Below are 22,632 nucleotides of genomic sequence, written 5' to 3'. Positions count from 1 at the left end.
ATGTACTTGAGAAAAGTTTGAAATAGAGGAAGTGTTATATATGGGAAACGAATTTCGTGTGTGCGATGATTGTCAGGCAACGAACGTTAAAACGTTGATTCCGAAGTTAAAAAAAGTAGATTCATGTGCAACGATTGAAGTTGGATGTCAGTCTTACTGTGGCCCTGGTCGTAAAAAATCATTCGCATTTGTAAATAACCGTCCAGTTGCGGCTCCAACAGAAGACGAGTTAATTACAAAGATTGAAGTAAAGTTAAATAAGTAAGAAAAAGAAGAGTGAGCAGATTCCTCTTCTTTTTTTATGCCCATAAGAGGAGAAATTTATTCTATGAAAGTGCACTTGGTCGGAACTAACATTCAATGAAGGATGAGCGTCACTTGTTTATTAAAATTTCGATGTATATGAATTTGTATTTCAAAATAATGGTTGACAGCCTTTTAAAGCGATAGGTAGAATAGAAAGTGTCTGATTCTGAGAATCATTATCAGAAGAAGATCGATTCATCTCATTTTTTTAATACTATTTGAGAATAAATTTCATTTCATTAAATATATGTTGTTGGTTAGGATGGTTGAGGGATGGAAGCGAGCGCAAGGAGTATAGAACAGCAAGATATGAATGTTAAAGAGATTAAGAGCAGACCGCTCATTGCTTCTATTATTTTAATAGCGGGCACAGTTTTATTAGCTTTAAGTATGGCAGTTTCTATTTCGTTTGGTGCTGCTGATATTAGTTTAAAGACTGTATGGCAAGCTGTCTTTCAGTTTGATGGGTCTAACACGCATCATAACGTAATTCAAGAACTTCGCATGCCTAGAGCAATAGGGGGCGTAGTTGCAGGTGCCTTTTTAGCGGTATCAGGAGCAATTATGCAAGGTATGACGCGAAATCCACTGGCATCACCATCTTTAATGGGGATTACAGATGGCGCTGTATTCGGAATTGCAATTATGTATGCATTCTTCCCTAATTCACCTTATTTAATGTTCGTTATCGCATCTTTTATTGGAGCTGCTTTTGGTGCGAGCATTGTATATGGAATTGGGTCTTCTTCACCAGGTGGATTAACACCTGTGAAATTAGCTTTAGCAGGGGCAGCAATTAGTGCTTTATTAGGGGCCATTTCATCTGGAATTGCGCTGTATTTCAATCTTGCCCAAGAGGTAAGTATGTGGAATGCAGGCGGAGTTGCTGGAGTGAAATGGGAAAGTATTAATATGCTAGTGCCGATCGGTCTAGTTTGTCTCTTTATCGCAATTATGATGTCGAGGTATATTACGATTTTGAGCTTCGGTGAAGAGATTGCGATTGGACTTGGTCAAAATACGACATTAATTAAATTCATTGGAACAGTACTTGTTCTTGTGTTAACAGGTTCTGCGGTTTCTATGGCAGGATCGGTTGGATTTGTTGGTCTTGTAATCCCGCATATGACTCGTTTCCTTGTAGGCTCAGACTATAGGTGGGTTATTCCATGTTCTGCAGTCTTAGGTGGATTATTAATCGAGTGTGCAGATATGCTATCTCGCGTTATTAACCCGCCGTTTGAAACGCCAATTGGAGCAATTACAGCGCTAATTGGAGTTCCATTCTTCCTCTACTTAGCACGTAACGAAGGGAGAGGGAAAATGTGAGGACGAGTGTCTTAACAAAAAAGAACATTTCTGTTTTAACAATTTTAGTAGGATTAATCGTTACTGTATTTTTAGTAAGTTTAAATACAGGGACATTTAAAATACCACCAATGGACGTATTAAAGTCATTGGTTGGACTTGGTGCTGAAGATCAGTCTGTTATTTTATTTGAATTCCGTATGCCACGTATGGTTATTGCTATACTAGTTGGATCGGCTTTAGCTATGTCAGGTGCGATTTTGCAGGGATTATCACGAAATCCACTTGCTGATCCAGGTATTATAGGTATTAACGCTGGAGCTGGATTAACGGTTGTTGTATTCGTTTACTTTTTCTTCGGAAAAGTTGGAACTGGTACACTTTTATCTGTATTTATTCTTCCATTCTTCGCATTAGTCGGTGCGATATTAGCGGCGGTTATTATTTACTTATTAGCGTGGAAGGATGGCGTTTCATCTACTCGATTAATACTTGTCGGTATCGCCGTTGCAGCTGGATTTGGTGCTGTTAGTTTAATCTTTTCTATGAAGATGACATCTAATGATTTCCGCTTTGCTACAATTTGGTTAGCGGGAAGTCTGTGGGGTACGGATTGGAAATTCGTCTTAAGCGTGCTTCCGTGGATGATGATTTTCTTACCGCTTGCTATTAGTAAGGCACACGTATTAAATGTAATGAACCTAGGCGACTCTACAGCAGTTGGCCTTGGTGTAAACGTAGAAAAAGAAAGACGTAAATTATTATTTATCGCAGTTTGTTTAGCAGGTGCATCTGTTGCTGTTGCCGGTGGCATTGGTTTTATCGGTTTAATGGCTCCGCATTTAGCGAGACGCCTTGTTGGTGGTAAACATCAAATTATGTTGCCCACAGCTGCATTAATAGGAACGTTCTTACTTTTATTTGCAGACGTAATTTCAAGAAGTGTGTTACCAACTTCAGAAATACCGATCGGTCTAGTTATTTCTGTAATTGGTGCACCATATTTCATTTACTTACTTATGAGGACAAAATAAAGGGAGGCTTTTTGCATGGCAACTTTAGCAGTTGATGCGGTATCTGTTGGCTATAACGAAGGGTTAATTATTGATGGATTAACAGTTGAAATTCCAGAAGGGAAAATTACGACGATTATTGGACCAAATGGTTGTGGGAAGTCCACATTATTAAAAACAGCTTCTCGTATTTTGAAAGCAAAAAAAGGTACTGTTTATCTTGACGGAAAAGCAATTGAGAAACAGCCAACGAAAGAAATCGCAAAGAAAATGGCGATTTTACCACAAACTGCAGAAGTGCCAACAGGTCTTACTGTATTTGAACTTGTTTCCTATGGACGTTTCCCTCATCAAAAGGGATTTGGGACATTGAAAGAAGAGGATTATCGCTACATTCATTGGGCACTTGAAGTGACGGGAATGACAGAATTCGCGAATCGCCCAGCAGAAGCCCTATCCGGTGGTCAGCGTCAACGTGTATGGATTGCGATGGCTCTTGCACAAGGAACGGATTTACTCGTGTTAGATGAACCAACAACATACTTAGATATGGCTCATCAACTTGAAGTATTAAACTTACTGAAAAAGTTAAACCAAGAAGAAGGCAGAACGATCGTTATGGTTATCCATGATTTAAACCATGCTTCTCGTTTCTCTGATCATATGATTGCATTAAAAGCAGGTAAGTTAATGAAACAAGGAACGCCAGATGAGGTTATGACAAGTGAAACACTTCGCAGTGTATTTGAGATTGAAGCTCAAATCGTTCCGTGTCCAGTAAACTGTAAACCGATTTGTTTAACATATGATTTAGCGATGATTAATAATCAATTGCGTAAAAAAGCATAAGTAGAACCCCCTCTTTAAGAGGGGGGGGGCTTTTAATGGACGTTGAGCTTCTTATTAATGAAATAGGAAGTTGAACGCCCGTTAAAACGGGTTATAAACAACGATTAATAAATATATATTAATTAATTGTTAAGTTGTTTCTTATAGTTCACTGTAACTTATAAGAGAAATACAGCGAGAAGGAGTGGGAACATGAAGAATTTTAAAATGGCACTATTAGCAATGGTACTAGTGGTTACTTCTGTACTATTTGCAGCTTGTTCTAACAAAGAAGAAGAAAAGAAAGCAGATGCGAAGGATGCGAAGATTGAAGAACGCACTGTACAACATGCAAAAGGGGAAATTAAAATTCCTGCAAACCCAAAGAAAATTGCTGACCTTAGTGGTTCAACAGAAGAATTATTAATCTTCGGTATGAAGCCAATTATTACTGCAAATACAACTCAAGAAAAAATTGATGGACATATCGCGAAAAAATTAGAAGGTGTAACACCAGTTGGCTCTGCTTGGGGCGATAAAATTAACATCGAAGCAGTAGCTGCTGCAAAACCAGACTTAATTCTTGTAAACAATCGTCAAGAAAAGATTTATGATCAATTATCTAAAATTGCACCAACAGTTATGTTAAAAACTCCATTAGATCAATGGCGTCCAAAATTCGAAGAAGTAGGTCAAATCTTCGGTAAAGAAAAAGAAACAGAAGAATGGTTCAAACAGTATGATGAAAAAGCAAGCAAATTACATGACAAAATCATCGCTAAAACTGGTGATGCAACATTCATGAAAATGGCTGCATATCCAAATGCTTTCCGTGTATACGGTGACTACGGTTACGGTAGCGTAATCTTTAATGATTTAAAATTACCAGCAGTTAAAGGCACACCAACTGACAAACCGCTAGTACAAGTACAAAAAGAAGCTTTAATCGATTACAATCCGGATTACCTATTTGTATTTACAACTGGTGATGGTTCTCAACGCTTAAAAGAATTCCAAGAAGAATCAATTTGGAAAAACATGAACGCTGTTAAAAACAACCACGTATTTACAATTAAAAATGAAGACTTAAACAAAGGTTACTTCCCACTAGGTAAAGAAATGATCTTAGACGAAGTTGCTGAGTTTGTTTTAGGAAAATAATGTATAACAAAAAATCACTTTTGCTTCGGTAAAGGTGATTTTTTCTTTTTGTAAAGGGAATTAATATAGTCTTTCATTTCTTTCTGTTTCCTATTTCGTTTATAATATATAGTAAGAATGCAGTAAGGAAAGGGGGATGTCGAAAAGTGGTATATTTAAACGACAAACTCAGCGAAACAAAAGTGTTTAAAGACCCAGTACATAAATATGTGCACGTGCGTGATCGCGTTATTTGGGATTTAATCGGAACGAAAGAATTTCAACGCTTGCGCCGTATTAAGCAGCTTGGAACGACTTTTTTTACATTTCACGGTGCAGAGCATAGTCGCTTTACTCATTCGTTAGGTGTATATGAAATTATTCGTCGTATGATTGATGATGTGTTTGATGGCAGACCAAATTGGAATGCTGAAGATAGATTATTATGTTTATGTGCGGCATTACTTCATGATGTCGGACACGGCCCATTTTCTCACTCGTTTGAAAAAGTATTTTCGTTAGATCATGAGAAATTTACGCAAAGGATTATCGTTGGTGATACGGAAATTAATCGTGTGTTAAGCCGTGTTGATAAGGATTTCCCGCAAAAGGTAGCAGATGTCATTGCGAAAACATCTACTAATAAATTAGCGATTAGTATGATTTCAAGCCAGATCGATGCAGATCGTATGGATTATTTATTAAGAGATGCATATTTTACTGGTGTAAAGTATGGGAACTTTGATATGGAGCGTATACTGCGCGTAATGCGACCGTACGGGAATCAAGTTGTCATTAAAAATAGTGGTATGCATGCTGTAGAGCATTATATTATGAGCCGTTATCAAATGTATTGGCAAGTATATTTCCATCCAGTAACGCGTAGTGCAGAAGTTATTTTAACAAAGATTTTACACCGTGCGAAATCATTGCACGAGAAGTATTACACGTTTAAACATCACCCTGTTCATTTCTATTCTTTATTTGAAGAAGAAGTAACAGTAGAGGATTATTTAAAGCTAGACGAGAACGTTATGTATTATTACTTCCAAGTATGGCAAGACGAAGAGGATCCAATTTTAAGTGATTTATGTCGCCGTTTTATGAACCGAAATCTATTTAAATATGTAGAGTTTACGGATAAGCATGGTTTAGATAATTGGATGGAATTAAGTAGCTTATTTAAAAAGATTGGGCTCGATCCAGAGTATTATTTAGTTGTTGATTCAACATCAGACTTACCATATGACTTTTATCGTGCTGGAGAAGAAGAGGAGCGCCTACCAATCTTACTTCTTATGCCGAATGGGGAGCTTAGAGAGCTATCACGCGAATCAGATATTGTTGAGGCGATTACAGGTAAGAAGCGAACGGATCAAAAATTATTCTATCCACATGATTTAATCTATGAAGATGGAAGAAAAGGAAAATATAAAGAGAGAATTATCGAGTTGTTAGAGGGAAAGAAATAAGAAGCAGCTAATGGCTGCTTCTTATGAAAGAACTTGAAATTATTTGTCGCTTAAGCGTTTTCCACCAACTGCATAATGGTTTTTAGACATTTCTTCGATGAAAACAACGATGTTTTCTTCTGGAGCACCAGTTGTTTCGCTTACTGCTGCTGTTACTTTCTCAGCAAGAGCTTTCTTTTGTTCCTCTGTGCGTCCTTCTAGCATTTTCACTGTTACGTATGGCATGTACAATCGCTCCTTTTATGTAAGTTACACTCTTATTATAGCGGATTATGGGGAAGAACAATCGAAAAAACAAATATTTTCTTTTTTGGACATATTGAAGAGGAGATGGAGTATGGATCAGTTATTTAGATATCCATTGCAAGAAATCCCGTTAGTAGCAATGGCAATTATTATTGCGTTGTCAGTGCATGAATTTGCGCATGCATATGTTGCATATAAATTTGGAGACGATACAGCAAAGAGACAAGGCCGTTTAACATTATCGCCGATGGCTCACTTAGACCCTATCGGGATGATTGCTGTATTAATTCTTGGATTCGGTTGGGCAAGACCAGTACCAGTTAACCCATATAACTTTAAAAGACCGCGTCTTGCGGGAATATTAGTTTCGATTGCGGGACCGATAAGTAATCTTATCTTAAGTGCAATTGGTTTAATTATTTGGTATAGCTTAATAACATTTGGTGTGTTAGATGCCATTCCGCTCGCAGTGGGAGAGACACTAGCTAAATTCTTCCAGATTTTCATCGGGCTTAACATTGTTTTACTTGTATTCAACTTATTACCGATTCCGCCACTTGATGGGTATCGCGTAGTGGAAGATTTAGCACCAGCAAATATTCGTGCGAAAATGACACAGTATGAAAAATATGGAGCAATTGCGTTATTAATTCTTGTTATTACACCGCTTAGCAATTACACAATTCAGCCTATTTTTAATGTTGTTATTCCATATGTATTAGTATTTTTACAAAATATCATTGCGCCTATTTTTGGGCTTTTATAATCATTAAGCGAGGAGGAAGTTACATATGACTGAGAAAAAGAAAAAAATCGGTTTTAATATCGTAAAGAATGATTCAACAGATGGACATGGTGGATTTGGCGTTGGGGCATTAAGCTTAGAAAATATTTCACCTGTATTTGTCGATGTATTAGAAAAAAATGCGTTCGTTGATATCGGTGCGATGCATGCGCGTAGTACAGTAGAAAAAGGGATTAAGTTTTTAACAAATAAAGATGAAGTTCCAAACGGAAAACCATTTTGGCTTGTTTGGGTGACGATTGAAAGAACGGCAACAGGTGCCTATTATGCAGGTGTAACAGCTTGTGAAATGACAGTTGACCGTGAAATTCGCCGCGGATATAAATCACTTCCAGAGCATGTAAACAAAATGGATAAGTCATTGAAGCGTCATATTATGGTTGACCATATGGACGAATCTTCCAAAAAGGTACTTGGTACGTTCTTGAAAGAACATAATGAAGCGATTTGGAACGAATCTAGTGAAGAATTGCGCCGTGCATTATTAGGTGAATAAAAGAAAAGGATGTCTCACTAGTCGCTTGCTGACTAGGTGACATCCTTTTTATTTTGGTTTGTTGTATGAAAATATATCGACGATTTTTCGAATATATCTATCATAACTTAAAATATATCAACGATTTTTTTGATATATCGACGCTTCGACAAGGAATATCGATTTACCGACAAAGAGTGACAATAGAAAGCCATTCCGCATTTCATTGGAATAGCCTCATATTTCACCAAGGAAGGTACTTTTTCCACCAGCTTGTTTTTGTCTTTTCTTCACTGGTTTTTTCAAATTCCTCTTTATCATCAACATGATCCATACAATATTCAGTCGGCTCGGTTCCTTTTGCGAAATACATTTTAACTGAAATTGGACAGTTTTTTGTAGCGATTTTTCCGTTTTCTGGGTTGATATTAACTGCTACGACATCGCTTGGTTGTTTAAATCCTTTTTTAGGTTGGCCGTCTAACCCCTTTTCCATCGTATCGGTCCATATTTTTTTCGCATATCCTTGTTCTGCTACATTTGAAATCGATTTAGGTTGATCGTATCCAACCCATACGCCAGTGACGAGCTGCGGAGTGAACCCAATCATCCAACTATCTGTTTCTGTAGAACCAGACTTCCCGGCATATGTTCTTGATAGCTTTGATAGCATCGATTGGCCGGTTACGGCGGCATAACTACTTAGGTTTTTATTAAACATACCCGTCATCATTTCTTCCATCACAAACGCCTTGCTTTTATCGAGAACTTGTTTGCTCTCTAAATGAGCATCGTATAGTATGTTTCCTTCATGATCCATAATGCGGCGAATAAAGGTAGGTTTTACTTCTTTTCCACCATTGGCAAACATGCTATAAGCGTTTACCATTTCAAGGGGTTTTACTGGAGATGTACCGAGAGCTAGAGAAGGCACATCTTTTAATGCGCTAGTAATTCCAAATTGTTTTGCCGTTTTTGTGAGTATATCTTCTCCTAAAAACAAATTGGTTTTTACAGCATATACGTTATCAGATACTGCAAGGGCCTGTGCCATCGTTACAAAATCGTCTGCATAATAGTTTTTATAGTTTTTTGGTCTATACTTTGAAACACCGTCACCTAAAGTGAATACAGTGTATTCGCTTTTTAAACGCGTAGCAGGGGTGAATCCTCGTTCTAATGCCGCATAATATAGGAATGGCTTAAACGTAGAGCCGGGCTGACGAGCAGCTTGTGTAGCCCTGTTAAATTGACTCGTATTATAATCAGTACCACCAACGAGAGCGGCCACTTCACCCGTTTTTGGGTTCATAGAGACAAGAGCAGTTTGTATGCTCGTTGTGTCAGGGATATGATCTTTTACGGCTTGCTCTGCTACAGATTGTAATTTAGGATCTAGCGTTGTATAAATACGTAAGCCGCCTCGCTGTAAAGCTTGTTCATCTAGTCCGATATCACGTAGAAGAGAAGCTTGTACAGCATCTTGGAAATAAGGTGCTACTTCAGCTACTTTTTTTGTATCTAATGAGCCGAAAGTCAGCGGTTCTTTTTTTGCTGAAGCTGCTTGTTGCTTCGTAATATATCCTTGTTCCACCATTTCATCTAATATAAGAGATTGTCGTCCTTTCGCACGTTCTTCTTTTAAGAATGGAGAATAGACGCTAGGTCCTTTCGGGATACCGGCAAGCATACTAGCTTCTGCTAATGTTAATTCTTTTGCTGTTTTATCGAAATATAGACGGGATGCCGCTTCGATACCGTAAGCACCATGTCCGTAATAAATTGTATTTAAATATCCTTCTAAAATATGATTTTTATTATAATTCACTTCAAGGCGGACAGTGTACATTGCTTCTAATAGTTTTCGCTTCCACGTTTTATCATGATCTAAATATAGATTACGTGCGTATTGTTGTGTAATCGTACTAGCTCCTTGTACCTTTGCCATCGCTTTTAAATCAGCGACAATTGCACCAGCAATACGTTTCATATCGAAGCCGTGGTGTTTATAAAATCTTTGGTCTTCTATAGAAAGTGTCGCTTCTTTTACATAAGGAGAAATGTCATTCAGAGAGACATTGTAGCGTTTCTGTATTTCATTACTTTGTCCTATAACAGTGTCATCATTAGCATAAAAGACACTTGTTTGCGGAACTGCAACAGGGGGAGGTCCCATAATTTTTGCAACTATAAGAATAACAAAAAAAGAAAAAACGAAGAAAAGGACGCAAGAAAACATTGCGGTGAAGAAAAGACGTTTATATTTTTTAAGTTTTGGATTCATAGTTTGATCCATCTTTTTTCAGCCCCTCATTAATACAAGCGTTATTGTATTAGTATTGAGGGTTTTGCGTTATTTTAAACAATGAAATTTCGAAAATAAAAAAGCTCCTTCCATTAAGAAAGGAGCTCAAAAGCACGCGCTGGCCAATCGGTAATGATGACATCTATACCATAATCAATCATAGTTTGTAAATCTTTGTATTCGTTAATAGTGTAAGGGCGAAAAACATATCCTTGTCCCTGTGCGAATTGAACAAACTCCTTAGTTAATAATTGAAAGTTTGGATGTAACCCAGTTGCTTCTCGTTTTTTTGCTTCAGCAATAGGATCTGCAAGTGGTGTATCGTACAAAATCGCTCTTGGAATTTCAGGCGCAATTTCTGCTAATAATGAAACTGAGTCGTGGTTAAATGATGAGAATATAATTTGATTAGATAGATGATATTCTCGAACAAGAGCAACAACTTTTTCTTCGATAGCTGGATAGTGAATCACATCCGTTTTTAGTTCAATGTTAAGTTGTAAATTTGTTGTAGAGAGCCAAATAAATACTTCTCGTAACGTTGGAATTTTCGCTTCATGGAAAGAAGGATCTTTAAAGCTACCGGCATCTAAAGCTTGTAATTCTTCTACAGTTTTCTCGGAAACAAGTCCTACGCCATTTGTTGTGCGGTCCACTGTTTCATCGTGAATCACGACAAGTTCACCATCTTTTGATAGATGGACATCAAGTTCAATTCCATGAGAGCCAATGCGTTCAGCTTCTTGGAAGGCAATCATCGTATTTTCGGGATGTGTTCCTTTGACCCCGCGGTGAGCGAAAATAAGTGGTTTATTCATACGGAAATCTCCTTATCATCTCTTTTCTTTCATTATGAAACTGCCTGGGGAAAAACACAATTGAACAGGGAAAATATTTACAAATTCCTAACAGTTGCATAAAAGTTAACGTTAACGTAAAATGTAATAGCCGGGTGAAGGGAGGAATAAACATGTATAAAATCGACGAAGTAACAAAACAAGTTGGTTTAACAAAACGTACACTTCGTTATTATGAGGAAATTGGTTTAATTCATCCTCCGGAGCGTAGTGAGGGGAACATTCGTCTGTATACAGATGAGGATATTGCAAGAATTAAAAGGATTGTAGAAGCGAAAGAAGTACTTGGAATTACACTTCAAGAAATGCAACACTTCTTATCGTTAAAAGAAAGAATGGAACAAAGAAGAAATAGCGAGAATCCTCGTGATCGCGAAGTGATTCAAGAAATTAAAGAGATGCTTGCAAAACAAGTGCAAACGTTAGACGAGAAAATGGAGCAAATGCAGCGCGTGAAGGCGGAGCTCGAGGATAGCTTACATCGTGCAGTGACATTTTTAGATAGTACAAAAGGAGAGTAATCAAAATGGAGAGCAAACAAAAATTAGGGAGATTGATTACAGTGATCGCTACCTTCCTTGCCTTTTCTGGTATAGGGGTAGTCGATCCGATTTTACCAAGTATTGCTGAACAAATTGGTGCCTCGCATTGGCAAGTCGAGATGTTATTTACAGCATATATTTTAACGATGGCAATTATGATGTTACCAGCTGGAATATTTGCATCGAGATTTGGTGATAAACGAATGATGACAATTGGTCTTGCGATTGTAACTGTATTTGCTTTTATATGTGGTATGTCGCAAACGATTGCTCAATTATCTATTTTCCGCGCAGGGTGGGGATTAGGAAATGCGATGTTCTTCGCAACGGCGATGACATTATTAATTGCATTAAGTAAAGAAGTTCATGAAGCAGTAGGATTATATGAAGCAGCTATCGGTTTAGGGATGGCAGGCGGACCGTTATTAGGTGGTATATTAGGTGGACATTCTTGGCGTTACCCATTTTTCGCAACGAGTATTTTAATTTTCTTAGCATTTATTTTAGTTTTCTTTTTTGTAAAAGAACCAGAGCGAAAAGTGAAGCGTAAAGCAGCGGGCATGGGTGAATTACTTAACCTGGTGAAATATAAACCATTTATGCAAGGTGCCATTTCAGGGATGTTATATTACTATGGATTTTTCGTTGTTTTAGCATATTCACCACTTATTATGCATTTATCTGCCATTCAATTAGGTTTTGTATTTTGTGGATGGGGATTAGCGCTAGCTTACGGATCAGCAATTTTAGCGCATAAGCTAGAAGGTAAATATGAACCGAAAACAGTATTAAAGGGTAGTTTACTCGTATTTGCGATGTTATTAATTGCGCTATTCTTCGTGAAAATTATGTGGTTACAAATCGTGTTAATCGTTCTATCTGGATTAGCATCAGGATTAAATAACGCGTTATTTACAAGTTATGTAATGGATATTTCACCTTATGAAAGATCTATTACATCAGGTGTTTATAACTTCGTTCGTTGGTTAGGAGGCGCGATTGCTCCTATTTTATCAGGAATTATCGGGCACACAGTTTCACCGCAAAGCCCGTTTTTAGTCGGTGGAATTGTTGTATTAGTTGGTTGTATTATGATTTTAATTCCAATTCGTAAACCGGTGGAAGTAGAGAAAAAGGCCCTTTCTTAAGAAAGGGTTTTCTTTCCTATTACAGGACAATCCTTTTTCATATATATGTTAGAACGCTCTGACTAAAATATATTTTCGGTATTTTTATACTTTTAACTATACATTTTGGATGTTTTGTTTTATTTTTGTTAGGGGACATTAATGATGTCCCTATTATAAATTTGCATTGAAAGGCGTGATTGTACGATGGAACTATGGTTCACTGAAAAACAAACAAAACATTTTGGAATTACTGCGCGTATTAACCGCACATTACATACGGAGCAAACAGAATTCCAAAAACTTGATATGGTTGAAACGGAAGAGTTCGGAAACATGCTTATTTTAGACGGCATGGTTATGACGACAGAAAAAGACGAGTTCGTTTATCATGAAATGGTAGCGCACGTACCTTTATTTACACATCCAAACCCTGAAAACGTTTTAGTTGTAGGTGGTGGTGATGGTGGTGTTATTCGTGAAGTGTTAAAACACCCAAGCGTAAAGAAAGCAACTCTTGTTGAGATTGATGGGAAAGTAATCGAGTACTCTAAACAGTACTTACCATCAATTGCAGGCGCATTAGACAATGAGCGTGTAGAAGTGAAAGTAGGAGACGGTTTCCTACACATCGCAGAAAGCGAAAATGAATATGACGTAATTATGGTAGATTCTACTGAACCAGTAGGACCAGCAGTAAACCTATTTACAAAAGGCTTCTACGCTGGAATTTCAAAAGCGTTAAAAGAAGATGGTATTTTCGTTGCACAAACGGACAACCCTTGGTTCACACCAGAATTAATTACAACTGTGTTTAAAGATGTAAAAGAGATTTTCCCAATTACTCGTTTATACACAGCAAACATTCCGACATACCCAAGTGGGCTTTGGACATTCACAATCGGATCTAAAAAACACGATCCATTAGAAATTAGTGAAGAGCGTTTCCACGAAATTGAAACGAAATACTACACAAAAGAATTGCACAATGCAGCGTTCGCATTACCGAAATTTGTTGGCGATCTAATTAAGTAAGAGAAATCGCACGGAACAAATAAAGTGTAAGTAGCTCATTTAAGGTGTTTGTCCAGAAGACTTGAACATGCTAGCTACTTACACTTCTGTAAAGAAAATCGTCTTCTTGTTATAAAACAGAAGACCCGGTAAATCGAGAAAGAGGAGCGATTCGCTCCAAATTTGAGAAATAGTGAAAGGTTGGGATACCTTAAGTTCCACATAAGGAGGAAAAGAATATGCGTTTTGATGAAGCTTATTCAGGTAAAGTATTTATTAAAAGTCATCCAAGTTTTGAAGAGTCAAAGGTAGTTATTTACGGGATGCCTATGGATTGGACAGTAAGTTACCGTCCAGGATCTCGCTTTGGCCCTGCACGTATTCGTGAAGTATCAATCGGTCTTGAAGAATATAGTCCATATTTAGATCGTGAACTAGAAGAGGTAAAATATTTTGATGCGGGTGATATCCCATTACCATTCGGAAACGCACAACGCAGTTTAGACATGATTGAAGAGTATGTATCAAAACTTTTAGATGCCGGTAAGTTTCCACTAGGTCTCGGCGGTGAGCACTTAGTGTCTTGGCCAATTTTTAAGGCAATGGCAAAAAAATATCCGGATTTAGCAATCATCCACATGGATGCTCATACTGATTTACGTGAATCGTATGAAGGGGAGCCTTTATCCCACTCTACACCAATTCGTAAAGTGTGTGATTTAATTGGTCCGGAAAACGTATATTCTTTCGGAATTCGTTCTGGAATGAAGGAAGAATTTGAATGGGCAAAAGAAGTAGGTATGAACTTATACAAATTTGACGTATTAGAACCGTTAAAAGAAGTATTACCGAAACTTGCAGGACGCCCAGTCTATGTCACAATTGACATTGACGTATTAGACCCAGCTCACGCTCCAGGAACAGGAACGTTAGAAGCTGGCGGTATCACATCTAAAGAATTATTAGATTCCATCGTGGCAATTGCAAATTCAAATATAAATGTAGTTGGAGCAGACTTAGTAGAAGTAGCTCCTGTCTACGACCATAGTGACCAAACGCCAGTCGCAGCAAGCAAATTCGTGCGGGAAATGCTGCTCGGCTGGGTAAAATAAAAGCGGAAGCGGCTCGCCCAGAATCGCAGGTCATTGGAACGCTCGACCGAGAAGCGCTTTTGGCGCAGGCCGAGAGTGTGAAATGGCCGAAGATTCTAGCTGTCACGTAACATCAAAAAGAGCTATTCTCAAACAATGAGAATAGCTCTTTTTATTATGCAACTTTTTCTTCCGAAGTAACTCCGCGAATTTCATCAGCAGAACGAATTGGATATTTGCGGAACAGAATTGATCCGATATATCCGACAGTAGTGGTAACGATTCCACATAGTACAGCAGCGATCGTTACTTTTATAACGTCATTAAATCCGAATAAGACAAGAAGTCCTGGAATAGGTGATGCTGTTCCTGGCGCATTATTAACGAGCTGGAATAGCGATGTAATAATGCCGGCAAGTGCACCGCCAACGAAGTTTGTCGCATAAATTGGAATTGGATTTGCTGAGACTACATCAGCTTGTGTTAAAGGCTCGATTGCTACAGCAATTGTATCTTTCTTTGAACAAATTTTTAGTCGTTTAAAGAAAATAAAGTTCATTGGGGCTGAAGCTGCTACGGCAAGACTACCAATTGCCATTGGTAAACCTGTTAATCCAAGCATGGCAGTTAGTGCCATAGAACTTAATGGGGAGGTAGAAATAACTGTTATCAATCCACCAAGCATAATACCCATAATGATAGGACTTTCTGTAGTTGCAACTGAAATCATAGAACCGATTTTAACGAGTGTTGCGTTAACGAGCGGATCCATAAGCATGGCCATTCCGCGTGAGATTGGTGCGGCAATAAATAAAATTGCTAAAAATTCTACACCAGCTGGTAATTTCTTTTCGAGAAATTTCACGATGAATGCACAAACGTATCCAGCGAAAAATCCTGGTAAAATACCGAATCCACTAGTAGCGATACCGATTAAAACAGCGTATACGGGTGAAACACCAATTGCTAATGCTACTAAAATCGCTGCTGCGACACCGCTCATACTACCAGAAGCCTCTCCTACTGATTTTAAGAAGTCATTATGAAACATTTCTCCACCGATATAACGATGAAATGCTTCAATAAGAAAACTTGCGATTGCTGCATTAGCTAAAGCACCCATTGCCTTCATTCCATAAGGAGCACGGTAACTAAAAAGTGTAAATAGACACAGTACAACAAGTAATAGTGCTAAACCTTGCAAGATAGCCATTTGAAAACTGTCTCCTTTGATTTTTGGGATGAAAATTCGTATCATTCAATAATAATATAAAAGTTCATGAAACGGAAAACCTTTTTGCCCTTACACTGCTGTAAGGTGAGAAATCCTTACAACAATGTAAGGGAAGTGTAAGACATTTCGATAGAGTATAGTATGCTTTTTTTCGTATAATACAGGTATAGACATATGGTTAGCGAGAAAGAAGTGCAAACAGGAGGCTTAGGTATGAAATTGGTAATTAAAGTTTTAGCTGTATTTGCCATCATTTTAGGGGGAACAGCATATTATTTAAACACAAAAACAGAAGGTGTACATGCTTTTGTAGACAACTTCTTTTCAAATAAAGAAATACAAGATTATTATGCAGTTATAAATAAAGGCGAGAAAAAAGATGATGAGTATTTATATACATTTAAAGGGTATACAGAAGACGGAAAGTTACAAGTTATTAAAAGAATGATGAACCGTGAATTGCATACAGGTGCTTTTATAAAAATTTATGCAAAAGGTATGCAAGGAAAAGGGTGGGCTGAAATCCCGAAAGAGTCAATTCCGCAAAAAGCGTTGGAAAAAATAGAAAAACCATAAAAGGAGCGACTCATTCGCTCCTTTTTTAGTGCGTTAAAATAGTGATAGATGCCTTTTCTTTGTTAGAAATGATTTTTGCACGTCCACCAATTGGGAAAGTGAAAATAGGAGTTGTATGTCCAAAACTTGCGTTTGTAATGATAGGTATATGTGCAAGTTCGGGTTTTGAAGCAATCATTTCCTGTATGTCTTCAATTGTACAGTTTGCTCCTTTTTGCATTCTTCCTATAACGATGCCTTTTACATGTTCAAATTCAGGCTGTTGCATAAGGGAATGTAAATAGCGATCAAAAGTTTTAAGAGTAGCTGCTCCTGTTAGGCTATCTTCTTCAAGAAATAATAATTTATCTCGCAAGTTTGGCATGTATGGTGTACCTTGCAGCAAATTTAAAGTGCTCATATTGCCACCAATAATATCTCCTGTCGCTTCCCCTTCTTGAAGTGAAACATATCCTTCATTTTTAATAAATTCTCGATTTTCTTGATCAACATACCACGAGTCATCGCTCCACGTTTCAGATGGCACGATTTCAATAGGTTCATCAGAGGTTAAGCATTTTAAAAAGTAATCAATTGTATAATCGATTCCCTTTTCCATGCCGAATGAAGAGAAGTGGGGACCTGAATACGTAACAAGTCCTGTTTTTGTGTAAATGGCGTTATTTAAAGCAGTAATATCAGAATAACCACAGAAAAACTTTGGATTATCACGAATTAAATCGTAATCGAGATGCTTTAATAAACCATTAGAGTTGTATCCTCCAAGTGTCGTCAAAATGGCTTTTACATTCGGGTCTGTAAATGCTTCGTGGAGGTCTTGAACGCGTGAAGAAATAGAGGAGGAAGCGAAACGATCTATCTCATCAGCATATGTTGAGAATGTAACTTGAAAGCCCATGTCGGTTAATCGTTTTATAGCAAGATGCCTGTTTTCATTTGAGACAATACTTAAACTACAAGCGGGTGAGATAACCCTGATTTCATCACCTTTTTTTAATTTTGTTGGTAGCACCCAATTCACCTCTTTAATAGAAAGAATATTTAGATTTAAAAAATATTTTATCATATGAAATAAAGTGAGAGTGAATTATTTTTTGAAAAGGAGTTTTCCTGATTTTTCAGCAGACAGACAGAGTCTTTTTTTGATATGATAGGAAAAGTGATTTATTATAAGTAGTATTTAATATCTATAACATTTGAAAGGTGTGCAAGACGTGAAGAAACAACTTGCAGGCTTGCCGGTACACGTTCATTTCGTAACAGAAATCCGTGAAGGGGCGAGGAAGGAAACCGTTGCTTTTGAAGCAAATGGTCAATACTATGTAAAAGGTCAAGGTACATATGTAACATTCCAAGAGCCGAATGAACAAGGCGAAGTGAAAACAATTATTAAAATTCAAGATGAACAAGTTCTCATTATGCGTTCAGGTGCTGTTTCGATGCGTCAAACGCATGTGAAAGGTGAATGGACAACTGGTACGTATACGAGTGAACTTGGTACGTTTGCATTGCAAACAAAGACTGATAACGTTCTTTTTAAATGGTCGGATGAAAAGAAAAAAGGACAACTCTTCTTAACGTACGCATTGCTTCTAAGTGAACAAGAAGCTGGCAGATATACAATTACACTTAATTTGAAGGAGGCAAAATAATGAATTCTTTAGAACAAGTAAAAGGATTGATTAAAGAAGAAATTCAAGCTGCTGTATTAAAGGCAGAATTAGCGACAGAAGAACAGATTTCAAACGTTGTATTAGAATCTCCAAAAGATAAAACAAATGGTGACTTCTCTACAAATATGGCGATGCAACTTGCACGTGTTGCGAAAAAAGCACCTCGTATGATTGCAGAAGAGTTAGTTGCAAACTTCGATAAAGCAAAAGCTTCTATTGAAAAAATTGAAATCGCAGGTCCTGGTTTCATTAACTTCTACATGGATAACAGTTACTTAACAGACTTAATCCCAACAATCGTTAACGCTGGTGAAGCTTATGGTGAAACGAATACTGGTAAAGGTGAAAAAGTACAAGTTGAGTTCGTATCTGCGAATCCAACAGGTGACCTTCACTTAGGACATGCACGTGGTGCAGCAGTAGGTGACACATTATGTAACCTATTAGCAAAAGCAGGATACGATGTATCTCGTGAGTACTACATTAATGACGCTGGTAACCAAATTCATAATTTAGCTCTTTCTGTTGAAGCTCGTTACATGCAAGCCTTAGGACTAGAGAAAGAAATGCCAGAAGACGGATACCATGGTGCGGACATCATTGGAATCGGTAAACGTTTAGCTGAAGAGTTTGGCGATCGTTATGCAAAAGCTGATGAGAAAGAAAGCTATGAATTCTACCGTGAGTACGGTTTAAAATATGAGCTAGCAAAACTTCAAAAAGACTTAGAAAGCTTCCGTGTTAAGTTCGATGTATGGTTCTCAGAAACATCATTATACAAAAACGGAAAAATTGATCAAGCTCTTGCAGTATTAAAAGAGCGCGACGAGATCTTTGAAGAAGATGGAGCAACTTGGTTCCGTTCTATGACTTACGGTGATGATAAAAACCGTGTATTAATTAAAAACGACGGTTCTTACACATACTTAACGCCAGATATCGCGTATCACCGTGATAAATTAGAGCGTGGTTTCGATAAGTTAATTAACATTTGGGGTGCTGACCACCACGGTTACATTCCTCGTATGAAAGCTGCTATTCAAGCGCTTGGTTACGATAAAGACACACTAGAAGTAGAAATCATCCAAATGGTACAACTGTACCAAAACGGTGAAAAAATGAAGATGAGTAAACGTACGGGTAAAGCAGTTACACTTCGTGAGCTTATGGAAGAAGTGGGCGTGGACGCAATGCGTTACTTCTTCGCAATGCGTAGCGGTGATTCTCATTTAGACTTCGATATGGACTTAGCTGTATCAAAATCTAATGAAAACCCAGTATACTATGCACAATACGCACATGCGCGTGTATGCAGTATCCTTCGTCAAGGTGAAGAGTTAGGATTAGCTACAGGCGGAGACGTGAACTACAAACTTGTTACTTCTGAGAAAGAAGTAGAGTTACTGAAAAAACTTGGTGAATTCCCAGCTGTAGTTGCGGATGCAGCGCAAAAACGTCTGCCACACCGTATTACAAACTATGCATTTGAATTAGCAGCAACATTACACAGCTTCTACAATGCAGAAAAAGTATTAAACCAAGATAACTTAGAATTAAGTAAAGCTCGTTACGAGTTAATGAAAGCAGTACGCACTACACTTCAAAACGCATTAGCAATCGTAGGAGTATCTGCACCAGAAAAAATGTAATAGACAAAAGAAAAGATGCTTGTTTTTGTTGAAAAGCGATATACAAGTTGATATAAAAACATCTCATCAGTCTATAGACTGATGAGATGGCAAAGAAAGCAGACCGTTGAAAAGTCGTATGGAAGAGAACCTCACGTACGACTTGATGAGGGGAAGCTGGGCAAAAAAAGAGATGGCAAAGCTATCTCTTTTTTTGTTTCAGTTTTTTACTCTAAATATATGTTATGGTGATGAAGTGAAAACAGAAAACTAACATTAACTATTGATTTTTAGGGAGAATTCTAGAATAATGGATTGTCGGGAGCAAAATTTCTAGAAATCAGCATATGTATTATTAGTTGGTAGAAAGTTACTGGGAAATGGTGTGATTGTTGTAAAAACTATTGTTACAGCTAGGCCAAATACTAAAATAACGATTCATCTAACCAAGTATTTAAACAATTAGTAATTGATCATGGAAACTTCCAACCTAGTCAAGAAACTAGGGGTTACGTTTAAAATAGTACAATTAAAGTTTTCATGATTTGATAAAAATAATGAAAGGATATAAATCTCTCGGTTTTGATATTATCATCATATATAAGCTCATTTTAATTCTTCGAAATAGCCATGGAACTCATTAGGCAAACTGTTTTTTCTCGAAACGCATTTATATACTCCAAAAATAAAAAGGCTGAATTACGTACTTCTATACGATTTACAGGAAATCAGTCGACAATCACACTCTTTTTTAGTTACTCCCAAATTCATTCCACTGTCTTTAAATTTGGAGATTATAACTTTCATCTTGCATAGGTAACTAGTACTTCATCCAGGGCATTTTTAATTATATAATGCCGGTGGAACACTTGTTTAGGTGTGTAGGTCGGTTGTGAAACTAAACACCAAACATTTCACCTATGGCCAATTTTATCTCAACTCATAACGGCAGAAATGCATCTTCAATAACATCTTTTAGAATACGAGAATCCAAGTATGTTTCGCAGTTTTAGCATTCTTCGGCTGATATGCTAAATTCAATTATAGATTGCACTTCTTGTTATTCTTTAGGAGGATAAGTAAGGAAGTTGACCAAATGCATAGTTACTATGAAGTAGTGCGTTCATACTTGCCAGTAATGAAATTTTTATATTTTATAGAGCGAGCGTTTGCAAAGGTTTGAAGAAATTCCGAAAGTTTTACAGCATAATAAGACGAATGACTGTCATGAGTTTTATCGTGATTGCTTTTTGAGTTATCTTCTTTTGACTTTGAAGTTATTCTATGGTCCATTCATACGTATTTGTAATTCGAATTTCTTTATCAAAATTTGTCCTGTCCTGTATCTGTTCTTGTTAAACAGTATAGACCAGAAATAACGTAGTTTAGACATGTCGGAGAAATGAGATGAATCTATATAAAAGTCATACTTCGGACTTCAAACTTCAGGTTTCTAAGCAATAGAAGGGTTGAAAAAAGAGAAAAAGATGATAATAGCTATCAAAAATATTTAAGTAAAATAGCTTAATGACATTGAATAATAGAATCTTTGTCATAGTATGTTTGTACCAGAATCTATTTTTAATTTTATAGGAGGAAAACATAAAGTATGCATTTAAAAAGAATTACTTCAATTTTTTCGATTATAATGATTTTCATGTTTACTATAGGTCAGAGTTTGCTACCTATAGTAGCAAATGCAAAAGAGCTAAACACAGTAGGACTTGTGGATAGTATTAAGATTGATAAAACAGATCTTTATACTGGACAAGAGACTAAAGTGACTGTAAATTTCAGTGAAAAAGATGGAGTTAGGCTGAAGCCAGGAGATACACTAACATTAACACTGCCCCCAGAATTAATAGGGTTGAATACACAGTTTAATTTAGGTGATTATGGTACTTGTACAGTCAATTCAGGTACTGTGGTATGTACATTTAATGATAAAGTAGATACACGTGATGATATTAAAGGATATTTAAACTTTTACGTGCAAGCTGCTAACGTAGGAGAAGACCAAAAGAAAGAGATTGAAACCAATTTTGGTACAAATATAGATAAGCAATCTGTAATAATTACCGGTCCAACAAGCGGTGGTGGTACGGATCCTGGAAAGGGACCGTTTTTTTATAAAACTGGTGATATGAGAGGTAAGCCAGGTGAGGTGCGTTGGTTCTTAAATGCAAACTTAAATAAAGAAGAGTTAGGTGATGATATTGTTGTAGTTGATAATTTACAAGAAGGTCAAATACTTAATAAAGATAGTTTTAGGATAGATATTGATAATTATTTAGGCCGTCAAAACTTATCATTACAGGAGTTTGAATCTAAAGGTTATGGAAAGATTACCTTTACTGGTGAAAACTCATTTCAAGTTGTGCTTTATAAGGATAAAGCAAGTCTTTCCTCCTTTTCGATTGCTTATACATCTACTATAACGGATGCCGGAAAGGCGCAAGATTTCTTTAAGAATGATTATACGATTGATTATCAAATTTATAATAAAGAGCCAGTTACTGAATCGGGTAGCTACCCAGTTGAAAATAGGACAGCCGGCGGTGGTGCTGAAGGGGTTCCAAGAGGAACGCTAAAAATTGTTAAGCACCTTGATAAAGATGAAGAAAAAGTCATACCGAATGTTTCATTTGAGTTGTATAAAGAGTCGGGTGAACAAGTTGGGGATCTATATAAAACAGATGAAAAAGGTGTCATCGAAATCAAGGGTTTAACACCAGGAAAATATTATGTGAAAGAAGTTTCAGCTCCAGACTATATTGATTTTGATCCACAAGCAAAAGTAAGTTTCGAAGTTAAGTTAGATGCTGTAAACGGAATTAAACTACCGATTTCGAATAAAGTGAAAACTACATCTGTTTCGGGAAAGAAGATATGGGAAGACAACAACAACAAGTTTGGTAAACGCCCAGAAAGTATCACAGTACAATTGCTTCAAAATGGAAGCGAGTTCCAAACAAAAGAAGTGAAGGCTGAT

General features: G+C 37.1%; 21 protein-coding genes. 16 read left to right on the top strand and 5 right to left on the bottom strand.

The genetic code is table 11. From position 1 onward, the window contains the following. The first annotated feature begins 40 nt into the window (after positions 1-40). The 6 genes from COE49_RS05685 (at position 41) to COE49_RS05660 (ending at position 6,067) form a co-directional block, all read left to right on the top strand. Positions 41-265 (top strand): YuzB family protein, encoded by a 225-nt coding sequence (locus COE49_RS05685; RefSeq protein WP_000526076.1) that lies wholly within the window; start codon positions 41-43, stop codon positions 263-265. 314 nt (positions 266-579) lie between these two features. Further along, entirely contained in the window at positions 580-1,635 is a 1,056-nt protein-coding gene (locus COE49_RS05680) for a FecCD family ABC transporter permease (protein WP_098252844.1), read from the top strand. After that, positions 1,632-2,648, top strand: coding sequence for a FecCD family ABC transporter permease (locus COE49_RS05675; RefSeq protein ID WP_098945758.1), 1,017 nt, complete (start codon positions 1,632-1,634; stop codon positions 2,646-2,648). Before COE49_RS05680 ends, COE49_RS05675 begins: the two co-directional genes overlap by 4 nt. Before the next feature lie 15 nt (positions 2,649-2,663). After that, positions 2,664-3,476 (top strand): ABC transporter ATP-binding protein, encoded by an 813-nt coding sequence (locus COE49_RS05670; RefSeq protein ID WP_000212059.1) that lies wholly within the window; start codon positions 2,664-2,666, stop codon positions 3,474-3,476. Between the two features lie 192 nt (positions 3,477-3,668). Next, positions 3,669-4,616, top strand: coding sequence for an ABC transporter substrate-binding protein (locus tag COE49_RS05665; protein WP_088231929.1), 948 nt, complete (start codon positions 3,669-3,671; stop codon positions 4,614-4,616). A 146-nt stretch (positions 4,617-4,762) separates the two neighbouring features. Then, on the top strand, positions 4,763-6,067 hold the full coding sequence (locus tag COE49_RS05660) for an HD domain-containing protein (protein ID WP_088231930.1): 1,305 nt from the start codon (positions 4,763-4,765) through the stop codon (positions 6,065-6,067). Between the two features lie 39 nt (positions 6,068-6,106). Here the strand turns inward: COE49_RS05660 and COE49_RS05655 are convergent, their stop codons facing one another. Beyond that, the gene (locus COE49_RS05655) at positions 6,107-6,292 is read right to left on the bottom strand and encodes a 2-hydroxymuconate tautomerase (RefSeq protein ID WP_001147171.1); all 186 of its coding nucleotides are present in this window, start codon (positions 6,290-6,292) and stop codon (positions 6,107-6,109) included. 112 nt (positions 6,293-6,404) lie between these two features. Here COE49_RS05655 and COE49_RS05650 point away from each other — a divergent pair, with 112 nt between their 5' ends. Both COE49_RS05650 and COE49_RS05645 read left to right on the top strand, forming a co-directional pair. Further along, positions 6,405-7,079: a site-2 protease family protein gene (locus COE49_RS05650; protein WP_088231931.1), complete on the top strand. Its 675-nt coding sequence runs from the start codon at positions 6,405-6,407 to the stop codon at positions 7,077-7,079. A gap of 25 nt (positions 7,080-7,104) precedes the next feature. After that, positions 7,105-7,614 (top strand): YwhD family protein, encoded by a 510-nt coding sequence (locus COE49_RS05645; RefSeq protein WP_088231932.1) that lies wholly within the window; start codon positions 7,105-7,107, stop codon positions 7,612-7,614. A gap of 223 nt (positions 7,615-7,837) precedes the next feature. Here COE49_RS05645 and COE49_RS05635 read toward each other — a convergent pair whose 3' ends face one another. Both COE49_RS05635 and COE49_RS05630 read right to left on the bottom strand, forming a co-directional pair. After that, on the bottom strand, positions 7,838-9,889 hold the full coding sequence (locus COE49_RS05635) for a transglycosylase domain-containing protein (protein WP_088231934.1): 2,052 nt from the start codon (positions 9,887-9,889) through the stop codon (positions 7,838-7,840). Positions 9,890-9,990: 101 nt separating this feature from the next. After that, positions 9,991-10,716 carry a glycerophosphodiester phosphodiesterase gene (locus COE49_RS05630; protein ID WP_088231935.1) on the bottom strand — a complete coding sequence of 242 codons (726 nt, stop codon included), beginning with the start codon at positions 10,714-10,716 and terminating at the stop codon, positions 9,991-9,993. A 152-nt stretch (positions 10,717-10,868) separates the two neighbouring features. Here COE49_RS05630 and COE49_RS05625 point away from each other — a divergent pair, with 152 nt between their 5' ends. From COE49_RS05625 to speB, 4 genes are all read left to right on the top strand, one after another. Then, entirely contained in the window at positions 10,869-11,276 is a 408-nt protein-coding gene (locus COE49_RS05625) for a MerR family transcriptional regulator (protein ID WP_000276563.1), read from the top strand. 5 nt (positions 11,277-11,281) lie between these two features. Then, entirely contained in the window at positions 11,282-12,445 is a 1,164-nt protein-coding gene (locus tag COE49_RS05620) for an MFS transporter (protein WP_088231937.1), read from the top strand. Positions 12,446-12,631: 186 nt separating this feature from the next. Beyond that, a complete protein-coding gene (gene speE, locus COE49_RS05615; RefSeq protein WP_088231938.1) occupies positions 12,632-13,459 on the top strand; it encodes a polyamine aminopropyltransferase in 828 nt (275 codons plus the stop codon). Between the two features lie 218 nt (positions 13,460-13,677). Continuing rightward, positions 13,678-14,550 (top strand): agmatinase, encoded by an 873-nt coding sequence (gene speB, locus COE49_RS05610; protein WP_048528013.1) that lies wholly within the window; start codon positions 13,678-13,680, stop codon positions 14,548-14,550. Between the two features lie 154 nt (positions 14,551-14,704). On the opposite strand, the gene COE49_RS05605 is transcribed toward speB, so the two are convergent. After that, positions 14,705-15,742 carry a PTS sugar transporter subunit IIC gene (locus COE49_RS05605; RefSeq protein ID WP_098252843.1) on the bottom strand — a complete coding sequence of 346 codons (1,038 nt, stop codon included), beginning with the start codon at positions 15,740-15,742 and terminating at the stop codon, positions 14,705-14,707. Between the two features lie 234 nt (positions 15,743-15,976). Here COE49_RS05605 and COE49_RS05600 point away from each other — a divergent pair, with 234 nt between their 5' ends. Next, positions 15,977-16,339, top strand: coding sequence for a YxeA family protein (locus tag COE49_RS05600; protein ID WP_088231940.1), 363 nt, complete (start codon positions 15,977-15,979; stop codon positions 16,337-16,339). Positions 16,340-16,364: 25 nt separating this feature from the next. Here COE49_RS05600 and COE49_RS05595 read toward each other — a convergent pair whose 3' ends face one another. Continuing rightward, positions 16,365-17,405 carry a S66 family peptidase gene (locus COE49_RS05595; protein ID WP_098252842.1) on the bottom strand — a complete coding sequence of 347 codons (1,041 nt, stop codon included), beginning with the start codon at positions 17,403-17,405 and terminating at the stop codon, positions 16,365-16,367. A gap of 148 nt (positions 17,406-17,553) precedes the next feature. Here COE49_RS05595 and COE49_RS05590 point away from each other — a divergent pair, with 148 nt between their 5' ends. The 3 genes from COE49_RS05590 to COE49_RS05580 form a co-directional block, all read left to right on the top strand. Then, positions 17,554-17,991, top strand: a complete 438-nt coding sequence (locus COE49_RS05590; RefSeq protein WP_000744345.1) for a YwiB family protein — start codon at positions 17,554-17,556, stop codon at positions 17,989-17,991. After that, a complete protein-coding gene (argS, locus tag COE49_RS05585) occupies positions 17,991-19,661 on the top strand; it encodes an arginine--tRNA ligase (protein WP_088231942.1) in 1,671 nt (556 codons plus the stop codon). The genes COE49_RS05590 and argS overlap by 1 nt, the downstream gene beginning before the upstream one ends. A gap of 1,588 nt (positions 19,662-21,249) precedes the next feature. Beyond that, positions 21,250-22,632: collagen binding domain-containing protein (locus COE49_RS05580; RefSeq protein WP_141556613.1), on the top strand; the 1,383-nt coding region annotated here is incomplete at its 3' end.

The organism is Bacillus sp. AFS029637, assembly GCF_002584985.1.
Lineage (GTDB): Bacteria > Bacillota > Bacilli > Bacillales > Bacillaceae_G > Bacillus_A.
The sequence above is the reverse complement of the archived record's forward strand: the minus strand, read 5'-3'. Positions and strand labels throughout refer to the sequence as shown.